We start from the raw sequence: 13,819 nt of genomic DNA, 5'->3' as shown, positions 1-13,819 counted from the left end.
CGCCGCGGCGTCAGGTGTCGAAGCCCCTCCCCAGCACCTCCAGGGCGGTGGACAGCAGCTCGTCCCAGGTCTGGCGCCCCCGCTCGTCCAGGCACTCGGCGAGCGAGTTGATGAGGGTGGTGGCCACGAGGTGCGTCTGGAACGGGGTGTACTGCGGCAGACGCTCCCGCAGCACCTCGTTCAGGCGCTCCACCGCCGTGCGGGTCACCCGGTAGCCCCACAGGGAGGCGGCCTGGGTCTCCTGCACGTCCACGGAGAACACCGGCTGGAGGTCCCCGATGAGCACGCGGGCGCGCAGCGCTCCGATCAGCTGCCGGTAGACCTCACCGAGCGATGCGGTCTCCGGTTCGGTGGGCTCCGGGAGGTCGTCCAGCACGGTGTCGATCAGCTCGGTCACCAGCTCCGAGAGGTACTCGAAGGCGGCGTCCTGGGCCGAGGGGAAGTGGTTGAAGATGGTCCTGCGTGACACTCCGGCGCGTTCTGCCAGACCGTTGACGCTCACACCCTCGGTGCCCAGCTCCGCCGTGAGCTCCCCCGCCGCGGCGATGATGGCCCGGCGGTTGCGCAGCCTGATGGCCTCGCGCTTGTCCTTGGGCTCCGCTGCGCGCCGTTCACGGCATCCGGAGATCAGCTGGGGTGTCACGGGGCCATCGTACGGCAGTCATTGCACGGAGTGCACCTTGTTGTGCGGAGGGTCTCACGCCCCTTGGCCAGAGGCGCCACCCCCACGCCTTCGCTGCATCCGCGACGCCGCCTCAGCCCAGGTAGCGCGCCCTCACGTCCGCGGGGAGCATGCCGCCACCGGTGAGCCACGCGAGGTGGGTGGCTCCCTCTGGAACGCGACTTTCCACGCTCGAACGAGGTCCGCCACCCTCCCGAGCGGCCGCTTCCCCCGCAACTCGGCGGATGGCCTCCAGGGCCGAGGCCGCGGACGGCTCCACGACTATGCCCTCCGAGGCATGCAAGGCCTTGACCTGGCCCGTCATCTGCTCGTCCGACGCCGTGACGCAGCCCGCGATCAGGCCCTGCATGGCACGGCCCACGAAGCCCGAGGGACGACCCACGGCCAGACCGTCCGCGACCGTGCGGGTGGTGAGTCCGAGCTCCGCCACGGAGATGCCGTCGTGGAGTCCCGTGTGCAGCCCCAGGAGCATGCACGGCGCCTGGGTGGGCTCTACGAACACGCAGCGCACCGCATCCCCGAACTCCCGCGCCAGACCGTAGCCCACCCCGCCGGGAGCCCCTCCGATCCCGCACGGCAGGTACACGTAGAGGGGATGGTCCTGATCCACGGCGATGCCCTGGTCCGTGAGCTGACGTGCCACGCGCGCGCCGGCCACGGCGTACCCGGCAAACAGGCTCAGGGAGTGCTCGTCGTCCACGAAGTGCACCGCGTCGTCTTGCTCCGCCGCCCGGCGACCCGCCGCCACGGCCTCCGTGTAGTCCGTGCTGTGCTCCACCACCTCCACGCCCCGCGAGCGCAGCAGGTCCTTCTTCCACTGCTGGGCGTGGGTGGACATGTACACCGTGGCCTGCAGTCCGAGGGCGGCGGAGATGATCCCGATGGACAGTCCCAGGTTGCCGGTGGAGCCCACCACCACGCGGTGCTCGGTCATGAGGGCGCGCAACGGTGCCCTGCTGAACGCCGTGTAGTCCTTGTCTGCATCCGGGCGCGTTGTCGAGTCCGGCAGGAGGCCGTGCGCCACGGCCAGCGATTCCGCGTACTGCAGCACCTCGTGCACTCCTCCGCGCGCCTTGACGGAGCCGCTGACCGGGAGGATGTCATCCCGCTTGAGCAGCACCCGCCCGCTCCGCACCCCGGCGGCGTTCTGCCAGGCCGTGGCCTCCTGCAGTGGCGACTCGATGAGCCCGCCCGCTGCGGCGGTGTCCGGGAAGGTCGCCGCGATCCAGGGGCGGAAGCGCTCGAGGCGCGCGGCGGCGTCGTCGACGATCGCGGGGTCCACGCGGGACGCCGAGAGCCCCTGCGCGGCGTCCGTCGCGGCGGGATTCCACCAGGTCAGGGGCTCTTCCCGGGCCAGGCGCGCGGCCAGCGGATCTTCGAGGAGACCGCCGGGGACGGCGCCCTCCCGAGCCGGGGGCAGGGATGCGGGGCGCGGGTCGGGACGCTGTGCTGTCATGCGTCCATCATGGCGCCGTCAGGGGAAGGGGACCACGGGGGGGCTGCCTCACACCACCCGGCGCGTGCTCTTCGGGCGGGTGGCGTGCATGGCCACCGCCGCCACGAGCCCCGCGACGCCCGCCCCCAGGGTGAGCACGAAGCCGCGTTCGGGCACCTCGGACAGGAGCCCGCCCATCGCGGAGCCGAACGAGACCCCCAGGACGATGCACGTGGTGAGCATGGTCATCACACTGGCCATGCGGTGCGAGGGCGCAACCTCCTCGCCCCGGGTGTAGGAGCTGACCAGCAGAGTGCCCACACCGAGGCCCGTGGCCGCGAAGAGGACCGAGAGCGCCACCGGCCCCGGGACGCCCATCAGCAGCACGGCCATGACCCCCACGAGGAGCGCCCCGCACGCCACGCGCACCGACAGGGGCACACGGGACGGCAGACGGGACACCAGCAGGCTCGCGAGCGCACTGCCCCCGCCCATGCAGCCGTAGATCAGTCCGGTGTACGCCTCCGTGCCGCGCTCGGCGTTGATGGCCGTGAGCGCGGTCTGCGTGGACCCGAACACGGTGCCCACGCACAGGCACGCGAGCATCGGCGGCAGCACGGCGGCCCAGCGGATCCGTGGGGCGGAGCCGTCCGTGACCTCGATCGAGCGGGTGTCCAGGGTCAGGTTGCGACGCTGCGCGAGGTAGACGATGAAGCACCCCTGACCGAGCAGCACCCACACCATGAGCACCACGAGGGCAGGATTCGGACCCAGCACCCCCACCAGCACGCCCGCGATCACGGGGCCCAGGACAAAACCCACCTCGTCGCACGCGGTTTCGTAGCCCAGGGCCTTGCTCACCAGCCCGGGCGTGCCACGACGCCGCGCGAGCGCCGACCAGCGCGCCCTCGCGATGGCGCCGATCTGCGGATTCGCGGCGCCGATGACGGCCCCGGCCACGAGCACCAGGGAGGAGGGCGCCTCGAGCAGCACCACGCTCAGCAGGGCACTCATGCCGAGCAGCTGCACCAGGGTGGCGGACACGACCACGGGCAACGGTCCGAAGCGGTCGACCATCCGACCCAGCAGCGGAGCCCCCACCGCGGAGCCCAGGCCCGTGGCGGCCACGGTGAGACCGGCGAGCCCCAGCCCCAGGCCCGCCCCACTCACGTAGAGCAGCACCCCCAGCTGGACAGTGGCGGCGGGCAGGCGGCCGATGAGTCCCGTGATGAGGAACGGCCAACCACCCGCGGACATGAGCGAGGGGGCACCGGCTGGTGCGGGCGGCGTCGTGCGCGGGGAATCGTGGGGCGGGGGTGTGCTCATGTGCGTGCTCCTGGGTACGACCGACGACCGCGCACCCGACCACACACGCGGAGAACCCCTGACAACGCTGCGATTCTACCGGCGCCCCGCCAGGCGGTGGTGCTGCCTTGTGGAGCAAACGCAGCCTGAGCAGCGAAAATTTGCTTTTGCTCCGTTAGTGCAGACCCCCCACCCCGGGATTAAATGCAGAGTTTGCCGCCTACTGCCCGGTAGACGGCAAAACCCGCACTTCATCCTCAGGGGGTGGAGTGGGCGGGTCGGCTCTGCACGCATCCCCACATGCCGTGCACGCCAGGACCAGCCGCCATGTGCCCCGCATCACATACTGGGACCATGACCAGCACAGCAGACAGCGCGCGCCACACCGTCGTCGTGGGCGCAGGCACCGCAGGATCCATCGTCGCCGGGCGCCTCGCCGAGGCCGGGCACCGCGTCACGCTGATCGAGGCGGGCGGCGAGGACACCAACCCGGCCATCCCGCACCTCTCCCGCCTGGGCGAGCTCTGGCACAGCCCCGAGGACTGGGACTACTTCACCGTGCCGCAGGAGCACGCCTCCGGCCGGGTCATCCACTGGCCGCGCGGGCGCGTGCTGGGCGGCTCCCACGCGCTCAACGCCGCCATCTGGGTGCGCGGCAACCCGCTCGACTACGACGACTGGGCCGCCGCGGGCTGCGAGGGCTGGGCGTGGCGCGACGTCGCCCCCGTCTTCGAGGCGCTCGAGGCCTACGACGGCGCCTCCGCGGACGACGACGCCGCCGCGCCCCGCGGCACGGACGGCCCCGTGCCCGTGGTCGGCAGCTACCACCGCAGCCCCATCTTCGACTCGATCATTGCGGCCGCCGAGGCCGTGGGGGTGCCGTTCAACGCCGACTACAACTCCGGCTCTCAGGAGGGCATCTCCCAGGAGCAGCTGACCGTGGCGGACGGCAGACGCGTGACCACCTACATGGCGTACGCGAAGCCGTGGGTGGACCGGGGCACCATCGAGGTCCGCACCGGGGCGGTGGTGGAACGGCTCGTGCTCACGGACGGCCGGGTCACGGGGGTCCAGCTGCACGCGGGCCCGAACGCCGAGGTGGAGGGCGTCTCGCCGGAGGAACCCACCGCGGACCTCGGCTCGGACGGGGAGGTCATCGAGGCGGACGAGGTGGTGCTGTGCGCCGGGGCGCTGGACAGCCCCAAGATCCTCATGCGCTCGGGCATCGGCCCCGCGGAGCACCTGCGGGAGGTGGGGATCGAGCCGGTGGTGGACCTGCCCGGCGTGGGCGAGAACCTGCACGACCACCTGCTCGTGCCCGTGATCGCGGAGGCCACGGCCCGGGTTATCGAGCACCCCGAGGACGAGATCGCGGTGACCCAGACGCACCTGTTCTGGAAGTCCACCCCGGACCAAGACCGCCCGGACACCCAGCCCCTGCACTTCTGCGTGCCCATGTACGACGACCAGATGGAGGGCCCCGCCAACGCCTTCACCCTGCACACCGGGCTGGTGCGCCCGTACTCACGGGGCCGGATCACCCTGACCGGGCCCAGCAGCACGGATCCGGCGAACTACGACCCCAACATCTTCTCGGACCCCCGGGACCGGGAGGCGCTGCGGGCGTCGCTGCGGCAGGGGCGGGCCATGGCGGCGTCGTCCCCTCTGGCCGAGGAGTGGGGCGCGCGGGAGATCTACCCCGGACCGGACGTGGTCACCGAGGCGGACGAGGACGCCTACATGGACCGGGCCGTGACCACCTACCACCACCAGGTGGGCACGTGCCGCATGGGCACCGACCAGATGGCCGTGGTGGACCCCGCCACGCTGCGCGTGCGAGGAGTGGACGGCGTGCGGGTGGTGGACGCCTCCGTGATGCCGTTCATCACCAACGGCAACACGAACGCCCCCTCCGCCATGATCGGCGAGAAGGGGGCGCGGATGCTGCTGGGAGAGTGACCTGAGACCGGGTCACCAGAGCCGAGGCCCGGCCAGAGCCCGGGAGAGCGCGTGCGCTCCGGGGCGGCGTGCAGACCCCCAGGCGCCCGCCGGACCACGAGAAATGCGCTCCGCCGCAATCGGCAGAGCGCATGTCTCGTCGTTCCCAGGGAGCTGTCCTCGCCCGCGAACGAATGATCAGGGAGTGATCAGGAGATCACCGTGATGTTCGTGGCCTGCAGGCCGCGGTCGCCCTGCTGCACCTCGAACTCGACCTTGTCGCCCTCGTTGAGGGAGCGGAAGCCGCCGGAGTTGATGCCGGAGAAGTGGGCGAAGACGTCGTCGGAGCCGTCCTCGGGGGCGATGAAGCCGAAGCCCTTGTCAGCGTTGAACCATTTGACGGTGCCAGTAGTCATAGTCAGACCTGTCTTTCTGGAAGAAAGTGAGCTCGTCCCGAATTTCGGGGGCTCGGCGTTGCGATGCTTGCCATGAACGTTTCTTCAGAAAAACTGCCACACCTCAGACGGTGGGGTGATGCTTAAAAGACAAAACGAAACCTCAACAACTTCTCCTCAAGCTACGGCCCCGGCGGGCCGGAGTCAAACGTCGCGCCCCCGACGCCCCTCCGACCCGCCCTCCTCCACACGGCCCCGGGTGCCCGGTCTCAGACGCGCGCTGCGGCGAACGGGTAGTCCACGTAACCCTTGGGGCCGCCCAGGTAGAAGGTCTTGGGGTCCGGGGTGTTCAGCTCCAGGCCGTCCCGCCAGCGCTCCACCAGGTCCGGGTTGGCGATCAGCTCACGCCCCACCATGACGCCGTCCGCGAGGTCCGCGGCCATGATGTGCTCGGACTCCTCGAGCTCGGTGTACTCGCTGAAACCGCTGTTGAGGTAGAACACCCCGTCGAACTGGCCGCGCAGCTCCTGCACGAACTCGCCGTCGATGTCCTTGTGCAGCACGGACAGGTACGCCAGGCCCAGGCCCCGGAGGCCGGCGAGCAGCGCGGAGTAGGTGGCGCGGACGTCGTCGTGGTCGTCCTCGATGGCGCCCTGGACGTTGTGCTCGGGGGAGATCCGCAGACCCACCCGGTCCCCGCCGATCTCCTCGGCGACGGCGCGCACCACCTCGATCACGAAGCGCGCCCGGTTCTCGGGCGAGCCGCCGTACTCGTCCTCACGGTGGTTGGCGGACGGGGCCAGGAACTCGTGGAGCAGGTACCCGTTCGCGCCGTGGATCTCCACACCGTCGATCCCCGCGTCCACCGCACGACGCGCGGCGGAGACGAACTCCTGCCGGATGCGCGGCAGCTCGTCGGTCTCCAGCGCACGCGGCACGGGAATGGGCTGCTTGCCGCTGGGCACGTGGGTCTGCTGGTCGATCCCGACGGCGCTCGGGGCCTCCGGCGTGGCGCCTCCCGTGAGCTCGGGGTGCGAGACGCGGCCCGCGTTCATGACCTGCATGAACACCACACCGCCCTTGTCGTGGACCCCCTCGGCCACGCGGGACCATCCGAGGGCCTGCTCGGAGGTCTCGATCCCGGCCTGGCCCCAGAACCCACGGCTCGTCAGTGCGGGGAACGTGCCCTCGGTGACCACGAGCCCCGCGGAGGCCCGTTGCGCGTAGTACTCCACGTTCATGTCCTTGGGCACACCGTCCTCGTCGGAGCGCATCCGGGTGAGCGGCGCCATGGCCACACGGTTCGTGAGCTCGAAGGCTCCTACGGTGATGGGGTCGAACAGGGTGGGCATGCGGGTCCCTCCGTTGAAACTGCGGTTACTGCCTGGTCATCAGGGACAACACCCTTGCTACGCTGACCATTCCTGCGGAAAGTTCACGGGGTGCGGAGACCGCCGCAGAGGCACGCCGACGCCCCTCCCCCACACCCCGGGGCACACCAGGGGCCGGGTGCCCCCGCTTCCGCGAGCGGTCCGCGCCCGGCCCCGTCGATCCCCCATCGGGTCACCTGCTCACCCGATCATTCCCCCGGTCTTGCGCAGTGCACGGCACTGCATGGAGCGAGGTCGCGGTTCAGCGGGAGATCACCTTGCTCGCCGCCACGGACTTGAGGCCCTCCACGCCGAACTCCAGGCCGAAGCCGGACTTCTTGATGCCGCCGAAGGGGATGCGCGGGTCCACGGCGCCGTGCTTGTTGATCCACACCGTGCCGGCCTCGAGGCGCTGCGCCACGGCCATGGCGTTGTCCGTGCTGGAGCTCCACACGGAGGCACCGAGCCCCACGTCCAGGCCGTTGGCCATGGCCACGGCCTCGTCCACGTCCGAGTACTTGATGACGGGCAGCGCGGGGCCGAACTGCTCCTGGGTCACCAGGGGGTTGTCGTTGGGCAGGTCCGCGATGATCGTGGTGGGGTAGAAGTAGCCGGGCTGCTCGGCCACCGGATCGCCACCCATGAGCACGCGGCCGCCGCCGTTCTTGGCGTCCTCCACGAGCCCGGCCACGATGTCGTACTGCTGCTTGTTCTGCAGCGGGCCCAGCACGTTCTGCTCCTCGCGGCCATTGCCCATGGGCATCTGCCGGGCGACCTCCACGAGGGCTTCGCACACCTCCTCGTACACGTCCTCGTGCACGTACAGCCGCTTGAGCGCCGCACACGTCTGCCCGGTGTTGATGAACGCGCCCCAGAAGAGGTCCCCGGCAACCGCCTGGGCGTCCACGTCCGGGAGCACGACGCCGGCGTCGTTGCCTCCCAGCTCCAGGGTCAGGCGGGCGAGGCCGTCCGCCGCGGAGCGCATGATGGCCTGGCCGGTCTTGGTGGAGCCGGTGAACATGATCTTGTCGACGTCCTCGTGGGTGGACAGCGCCTTGCCCACCTCGCCGCCGCCGGGGACCACGCGCAGAACGTCTGCGGGCAGCGCCTGGTTGAGCACGTGCACCAGGCCCAGCACGGACAGCGGCGTGTACTCGGAGGGTTTGACCACCACGGTGTTGCCCATGCGCAGCGAGGCCGCGACCTGCCACACGGTGATCATCATGGGCCAGTTCCACGGCCCGATGGCCCCCACGACGCCGAGCGGCACGTACTGCATCTCCGCGTACCCGGACTCGTCGTCCACGAGCACCTCGGGCTCCAGCGGGAAGTCCGCGCTGGCACGCAGCCACCCCACGCAGCCGCCCACCTCGAACGCCGCGTTCGGCCCGTTCTTCACGGGCTTGCCCTGCTCGCGGGACAGCAGCTCGGCGAGCGCCTCCGCGTTCGCTTCGACGGCGTCCGCGGCCCTGTGCAGGTACTCGGAGCGCTTCGCGTGGCCCAGCCCCGCCCAGTCCGGCTGGGCCGCGCGGGCGGCGGCCACGGCGTCGTCGAGCTCGGCGGTGGTGGACTCGTGGACCGTGCCGACCACCTCCCCCGTGGCGGGGTCCAGGATCTCGCGGCCGGACGGGTCCGTGATGGCGGAGAGCAGGTCTTGGCAGGTGTTCACAGTGGCTCCTCTGGGGCGGTGGACGGGCGGCGCGGGTGAGCGCGGTGAGCGCGGCCGGCTGCCCCCATTGTGCCGTGGATCACTTGTGCGCGGCAGGCGTCGGAGCTGCTGCGCAGGCAGAGACAAGTGGCGCGCACTGTGGGACAAGGGGCTCCGATGTGGTCCAGGACACACTGGGGACAACGATCCCCGGACCACAGGAGGCCCCCGTGGCAGAGACCACCACCCTTGCGAGACGTCACCTGTCCACCACGTCCGTGGTGTGCATGATCATTGCGGCATCCGCCCCGCTGACCGTGCTGGCGGGCGGCGTCCCCACCAGTTTCGCGGTGTCCGGTCTGCTGGGCGTGCCCCTGGGCTACCTGGCGCTGGGAATCGTGATCATGGTCTTCGCCGTGGGCTACGGCGCCATGAGCGGGCACGTGCAGAACGCCGGAGCGTTCTACGCCTACGTGACCGAGGGCCTGGGCAACCGACAGGGCATTGCCGCGGCCATCCTGGCCTTGGTGTCCTACAACATGATGCAGGTGGGCCTCTACGGCCTGTTCGGCTTCTCCCTGGCCACCCTGCTGTCCTCGACCCTGGGCGTGGCCGTCCCGTGGTGGGTGGCCGGGGGGATCGGGTGGCTGGTGGTCGCGGCGCTGGGCGTCAACAGCGTGGATCTCTCCGCCAAGGTGCTGGGCTTCCTGGTGGCCCTGGAGTTCCTGGTGGTCACCGTGGTCTCCGTGATGGCCCTGGTCAGGGCCCCGGAGGGCCTGTCCCTGGAGACCGTGAACCCCTCACACTTCCTCACCGGGGGTGTGGGCGTGCTGCTCGCCTTCGGCATCGCCGCGTTCATGGGCTTCGAGTCTGGCGCCATCTACTCGGAGGAGACCAGGAACCCGCGCCGCACCGTGGCCCGTGCCACGTACATCGCGGTGGGTGTGATCGCCGTGTTCTACGCACTCTCCGCGTGGGCGCTCTCCGTGGGGGTGGGCCCGTCCGCGATCGTGGGGGCCTCCCAGGAGCTCGGGCCGGACCTGGTGTTCGCGTGGCTCGGCGAGCGCAGCCCCGCCCTGGCCACGGTGGCCAACGTCCTGTTCATCACCTCGCTGCTCGCGGCCCTCGTGGCGTTCCACAACGGCGCGGCCCGCTACTTCTTCGCCCTGGGCCGCACCGGCGTGCTGGGCCGGGTGTCCGCCCGCTCCGGCGCCCCCTTCGCGGGGTCCCTCGCGCAGTCGGTGGTGGGCCTGGTGGTCATCGTGGTCTTCGCGGTGGCCGGAGCGGGGTCAGAGCTCGGGGAGATGTTCCCCGTGCTCACCCTGTTCACGTGGCTGACCAACGCCGCCGCCTTCGGCCTGGTGTTCCTGCTGGCCGTGACGTCCGTGGCCGTGGTGGCCTGGTTCGCACGGGACCACCACGGCCACGGGCCCTGGACCCGGCTGGTGGCCCCGGTGATCTCGGCCGTGGCCCTGATCGCCGTGGCCGCGCTGATCCTCTCCAACTTCGACCTCATGATCGGCGCCGAGGGCTTCTCCCCGCTGGTGGTCGTGATGCCCGGGATCATCATCGGCTCCGGCGTGGTGGGCCTGATGTGGGGCGAGGTGCTGCGCCGCACCCGCCCGGAGATCTACGCCGGGATGGACCACGTGGACCAGATCCCCGAGTCCCAGGAGATCCCCGTGGTCCCCGGGCGCCACTGAGCCCACCCCGTTCCCGGACGACGACGCCGCGCCCGCCCCACGGACGCCCGGCACCACCGCGCATCACCCGCCGACACCGGGCGCCCGGGGCGCGCTCGGCACCCGGGTGACCGGGCGGCGTCGTCCGCACCCTGTTCGTCCCGACAACCCGCAACCCCTGGAGGTACCCGTGAGCAACCCGCATGTCGTGATCGTCGGAGCCGGTTTCGCCGGCCTGGTGGCCGCCCGTGAACTGCAGATGGCAGGCGTGGACGTGGAGATCGTGGAGGCCCGCGACCGCGTGGGCGGCCGCGCCTGGACCGAGGAGCGCATGGGCCGCCCCCTGGAACTGGGCGCCACGTGGGTGCACTGGATGCAGCCGCACGTGTGGAGCGAGATCACCCGCTACGACCAGAGCATCTACCCCAGCCCGTTCTGCGACGACGCCTACTGGATCACCGGGGGCCGGGTGGAGCACGGCACCGAGGCGGACCTGGATGCCGCTCTGGCCCGCCCCATGGCCAAGATCTTCGAGGACTCGCGGGAGTTCTTCCCGTACCCGTACGAGCCCCTGCACGTGCTGGACGAGAGCAGCGGCAGCACCCCCGAGCTGCGGGAGCGCTTCCGCGCGGCGGACCAGGGCAGCGTCCTGGACTGCCTCGAGGGCGGTGACTTCACCCAGGAGGAGCGGGACCTGTGCGACGCGTACTGGTCCGCCGCGTACATCGGGGACCCGCACCAGGGCTCACCGCTGATGGCCAAGCAGTGGGCGGCACTGTCCGACCACCGGTTGAGCCTGGTGGACGAGCAGACCCTGCGCTTCAAGCTCACCCACGGCATGCGGGGCCTCTACGAGAACATCGCCGCGGACCTGCGCTGCCCCATCCGCCTGAACACCCCGGTCACGGCGGTCGACCACCGCTCCGACGGCGCCACGGTCACCCTGGGCACCGGCGAGAAGATCTCGTGCGACAGCGTGATCGTCACGGTGCCGGTGGGGGCGCTGCCCACCATCGAGTTCACCCCGGGCCTGCCCTCGGGGATGCGCACCGTGATCGACCAGCGCTGGAACTCCACGGGCTGCAAGATCTGGGTCAAGGTCAAGGGCCACCACAGCATCCTGGGCTACGCCCCCACCCCTCACAAGGCCGCCGTGTTCCGCAGCGAGTTCTTCATGGACGACGACACCACCATCTGCGTGGGCTTCGGCTCCCACCACGACGCCGTGGACCTCACCGACCCGCGGGACGCCCAGGCGATCGTGGACCAGTGGCGCCCGGACCTGGAGGTCGTGGACTGCACGGGCCACGACTGGGTGGCGGACAGGTGGAGCGGTCAGGCGTGGGCCACGCTGCGCTCGGGGCAGTTCACCAACGGCTGGCACCACTTCCGCTCCACCGACTCGCGGCTGCGCTTCGCCGGGGCGGACTGGGCGCGCGGCTGGCGCGGCGTGGTGGTGGACGGCGCCATCGAGACGGGCCTGTCCACCGCCCGGGACGTCCTCCGGGACATCCGCGCCTGAGCCGCACCGCAGGACGACGCCGCTCGCGTCCTTCCAGGGGCGGGCGGCGTCCGCGCGTGCGAACCGTGCCGGGCCACCCGGTCCCTGGCCACGCGGCCCTCAGTGCCGGGGCACATGCGGTGCGCAGCCCCGGTGTGCCTGCGGTGCACGGCGCCGGTGTGCCTGCGGCGCGCGGGATGCCCGGCGCGGTGCGGCACGGAGGCCGCCGGGCGGCGTCGTGCGGCGGCACTCTCAGGAGGAGCTGAGCACGCGGCGTCGGTAGGCGGTGGGGGACTCCCCGTACTCGGCCTTGAAGGCCTTGCTCACGTGGGCGGGATCCGTGAGGCCGTGCCGGGCGCTGATGGTGTGGACGGTGTCGTCCCGGTGGGCAGGATCCGCGAGCTCCGCGCGGATGGCGGCCAGGCGCACCGCGCGGATGTGGGCGGCCACCGTGAGGTGCTGCGCCGCGAACCGGCTGTGCAGCTGACGCACCGACACGTACAGGGCGCGGGCGATGGAGCCCGGGGAGAGCTCCGGATCCGCGAGGTGGTCGGCGATGTACGCGGTGGCCTGCTGCACCAGGAGGTCCCCCGCGTGCTCCCCGGCCGGCTCCACGACCTCCGCGGAGAGCACACTGACCAGCATGTCCAGCGCGGAGCGCACCAGCTTGCTCGCGTGGGGGCCGCGCAGCAGGTCCATGTTCTCGGCCAGGTTGCGGAACATGGGAACGGCCACCCGCCCCAGACCGTCCTCCTGGCCGATGCGCTGGGCGGTCACCAGGTCCAGCTGGGCGGGGATCAGCTGCACCACCGAGCGCGGGAAGGTCATCACCAGGCTGTGCTGGGGGCCGTCGTAGACCAGCTCGTACGGGCGGTAGGCCGCGTACAGGCCCAGTCCGCCGGGGCCCAGCACGCACTCCCGCCCGTCCTGGCGCAGCCGCGCCCGACCCTGCAGCTGCAGGCTCAGCTTGAGGTACTCCCCCGCGTCCCGGGCCACCATCTCGGCGGTGCGCACCACCCGGTGGGCGCTCGTGGTCATGTCGAAGAGGTGGACGTCGTCCAGTTCCACCGTGGTGAGATCCGCCCGGAACTCGCTGTCCACGGGGGCGGTGATCTCCAGGGCCGCGAAAGAGGCGTTGATGGTCTCACGCCACTGCGCGAGGGTGAGGTCCGTGCGGCGCCCGGCGGCTTCCTGACCCGTCATGCGCGCCCCCTCTCCGATCCGCCCGCGGCACTGCGGGCCCGTGTCCGCATGCTACGCCGCCGCGGCCGCGGCTCCGGGCGTCACCGGGGAAACACCCGCACCCCCTGCCCCTAGAGTGTTCTCAGACCGCGCCGCCGCCCGCTCTCGGGTGCGGCTCCCCGGGCCTGCACCGCTGCGGCCCCGACGTCCGGAGGACCACTATGTACGCCGATCCCACCGACATGAACGCCATCCGCGAGCTGCTCCACGAGATCCTGCGCAACGACCCCGCCCCACTGCACCTGGGGATCGACCTGGGCGAGATCGAGCAGGGGCGTGTGAGCATGTCCATGACCGTCTCGGACTTCATGGCCAACGGCCACGGCATCTGCCACGGCGGGTACCTGTTCACCCTCGCGGACACCACGCTGGCGTACTGCTGCGCCACCGCGGGTGCCCCGATCGTCACGCGCAACGCCGAGATCACGTTCACGGCCCCCGCGCACACGGGCCAGACCGTGACCGCCACGGCCACGCGCCGGGTGAGCTTCGGCAGGAACCAGATCTGCGACGTCGTGCTGGAGGCCGACGGCCGCGTGGTCGCCTACTTCACCGGCCAGGGCACCACGCCCCCGGCCCCGAAGACGCAGGTGCAGGCCTGATCCCAGGACCCTGAACAGC

The 13,819-nt window shown here is 71.2% G+C and carries 11 protein-coding genes; 4 read left to right on the top strand and 7 right to left on the bottom strand.

From position 1 onward, the window contains the following. Positions 1-10 precede the first annotated feature (10 nt). The 3 genes from HMPREF2833_RS08260 to HMPREF2833_RS08250 all read right to left on the bottom strand — a co-directional run bounded on the left by HMPREF2833_RS08260 (position 11) and on the right by HMPREF2833_RS08250 (position 3,443). Positions 11-643 carry a TetR/AcrR family transcriptional regulator gene (locus tag HMPREF2833_RS08260; protein ID WP_070637379.1) on the bottom strand — a complete coding sequence of 211 codons (633 nt, stop codon included), beginning with the start codon at positions 641-643 and terminating at the stop codon, positions 11-13. Between the two features lie 112 nt (positions 644-755). Beyond that, positions 756-2,138, bottom strand: a complete 1,383-nt coding sequence (locus HMPREF2833_RS08255; RefSeq protein WP_070637377.1) for a D-serine ammonia-lyase — start codon at positions 2,136-2,138, stop codon at positions 756-758. Between the two features lie 48 nt (positions 2,139-2,186). Continuing rightward, positions 2,187-3,443 carry an MFS transporter gene (locus tag HMPREF2833_RS08250; RefSeq protein WP_070637373.1) on the bottom strand — a complete coding sequence of 419 codons (1,257 nt, stop codon included), beginning with the start codon at positions 3,441-3,443 and terminating at the stop codon, positions 2,187-2,189. 333 nt (positions 3,444-3,776) lie between these two features. On the opposite strand from HMPREF2833_RS08250, the gene HMPREF2833_RS08245 reads away from it, so the two are divergent. Beyond that, complete coding sequence (locus HMPREF2833_RS08245) at positions 3,777-5,381, top strand: GMC family oxidoreductase (protein ID WP_070637371.1); 1,605 nt, start codon at positions 3,777-3,779, stop codon at positions 5,379-5,381. A 188-nt stretch (positions 5,382-5,569) separates the two neighbouring features. Here HMPREF2833_RS08245 and HMPREF2833_RS08240 read toward each other — a convergent pair whose 3' ends face one another. From HMPREF2833_RS08240 to HMPREF2833_RS08230, 3 genes are all read right to left on the bottom strand, one after another. Continuing rightward, positions 5,570-5,776 (bottom strand): cold-shock protein, encoded by a 207-nt coding sequence (locus HMPREF2833_RS08240; protein ID WP_019310274.1) that lies wholly within the window; start codon positions 5,774-5,776, stop codon positions 5,570-5,572. A gap of 248 nt (positions 5,777-6,024) precedes the next feature. Next, positions 6,025-7,107, bottom strand: a complete 1,083-nt coding sequence (locus HMPREF2833_RS08235; RefSeq protein WP_070637369.1) for an alkene reductase — start codon at positions 7,105-7,107, stop codon at positions 6,025-6,027. Between the two features lie 280 nt (positions 7,108-7,387). Next, on the bottom strand, positions 7,388-8,794 hold the full coding sequence (locus tag HMPREF2833_RS08230; protein WP_070637368.1) for an aldehyde dehydrogenase family protein: 1,407 nt from the start codon (positions 8,792-8,794) through the stop codon (positions 7,388-7,390). A gap of 209 nt (positions 8,795-9,003) precedes the next feature. Here HMPREF2833_RS08230 and HMPREF2833_RS08225 point away from each other — a divergent pair, with 209 nt between their 5' ends. Continuing rightward, positions 9,004-10,476 carry an APC family permease gene (locus HMPREF2833_RS08225; protein ID WP_070637366.1) on the top strand — a complete coding sequence of 491 codons (1,473 nt, stop codon included), beginning with the start codon at positions 9,004-9,006 and terminating at the stop codon, positions 10,474-10,476. 169 nt (positions 10,477-10,645) lie between these two features. After that, complete coding sequence (locus HMPREF2833_RS08220) at positions 10,646-11,977, top strand: NAD(P)/FAD-dependent oxidoreductase (protein WP_070637364.1); 1,332 nt, start codon at positions 10,646-10,648, stop codon at positions 11,975-11,977. A gap of 231 nt (positions 11,978-12,208) precedes the next feature. Here HMPREF2833_RS08220 and HMPREF2833_RS08215 read toward each other — a convergent pair whose 3' ends face one another. Next, positions 12,209-13,159 carry an AraC-like ligand-binding domain-containing protein gene (locus tag HMPREF2833_RS08215; RefSeq protein ID WP_070637363.1) on the bottom strand — a complete coding sequence of 317 codons (951 nt, stop codon included), beginning with the start codon at positions 13,157-13,159 and terminating at the stop codon, positions 12,209-12,211. Between the two features lie 200 nt (positions 13,160-13,359). Between HMPREF2833_RS08215 and HMPREF2833_RS08210 the strand changes: the two genes are divergently transcribed. Next, on the top strand, positions 13,360-13,800 hold the full coding sequence (locus HMPREF2833_RS08210; RefSeq protein WP_047978691.1) for a PaaI family thioesterase: 441 nt from the start codon (positions 13,360-13,362) through the stop codon (positions 13,798-13,800). Positions 13,801-13,819: the final 19 nt, after the last annotated feature.

The organism is Kocuria sp. HMSC066H03 (assembly GCF_001812045.1).
In the GTDB taxonomy this organism is placed as follows: domain Bacteria; phylum Actinomycetota; class Actinomycetes; order Actinomycetales; family Micrococcaceae; genus Kocuria; species Kocuria rhizophila.
Note: the sequence above shows the minus strand (reverse complement) of the source record. Positions and strands in the feature narration are given on the sequence as shown.

Excerpts from the sequence above, each read along its gene's own strand:
- HMPREF2833_RS08255 (WP_070637377.1), bottom strand. The coding sequence starts at position 2,138 with ATGACAGCACAGCGTCCCGACCCGCGCCCCGCATCCCTGCCCCCGGCT.
- HMPREF2833_RS08250 (WP_070637373.1), bottom strand. The coding sequence starts at position 3,443 with ATGAGCACACCCCCGCCCCACGATTCCCCGCGCACGACGCCGCCCGCA.
- HMPREF2833_RS08245 (WP_070637371.1), top strand. The coding sequence starts at position 3,777 with ATGACCAGCACAGCAGACAGCGCGCGCCACACCGTCGTCGTGGGCGCA.
- HMPREF2833_RS08240 (WP_019310274.1), bottom strand. The coding sequence starts at position 5,776 with ATGACTACTGGCACCGTCAAATGGTTCAACGCTGACAAGGGCTTCGGC.
- HMPREF2833_RS08235 (WP_070637369.1), bottom strand. The coding sequence starts at position 7,107 with ATGCCCACCCTGTTCGACCCCATCACCGTAGGAGCCTTCGAGCTCACG.
- HMPREF2833_RS08215 (WP_070637363.1), bottom strand. The coding sequence starts at position 13,159 with ATGACGGGTCAGGAAGCCGCCGGGCGCCGCACGGACCTCACCCTCGCG.
- HMPREF2833_RS08210 (WP_047978691.1), top strand. The coding sequence starts at position 13,360 with ATGTACGCCGATCCCACCGACATGAACGCCATCCGCGAGCTGCTCCAC.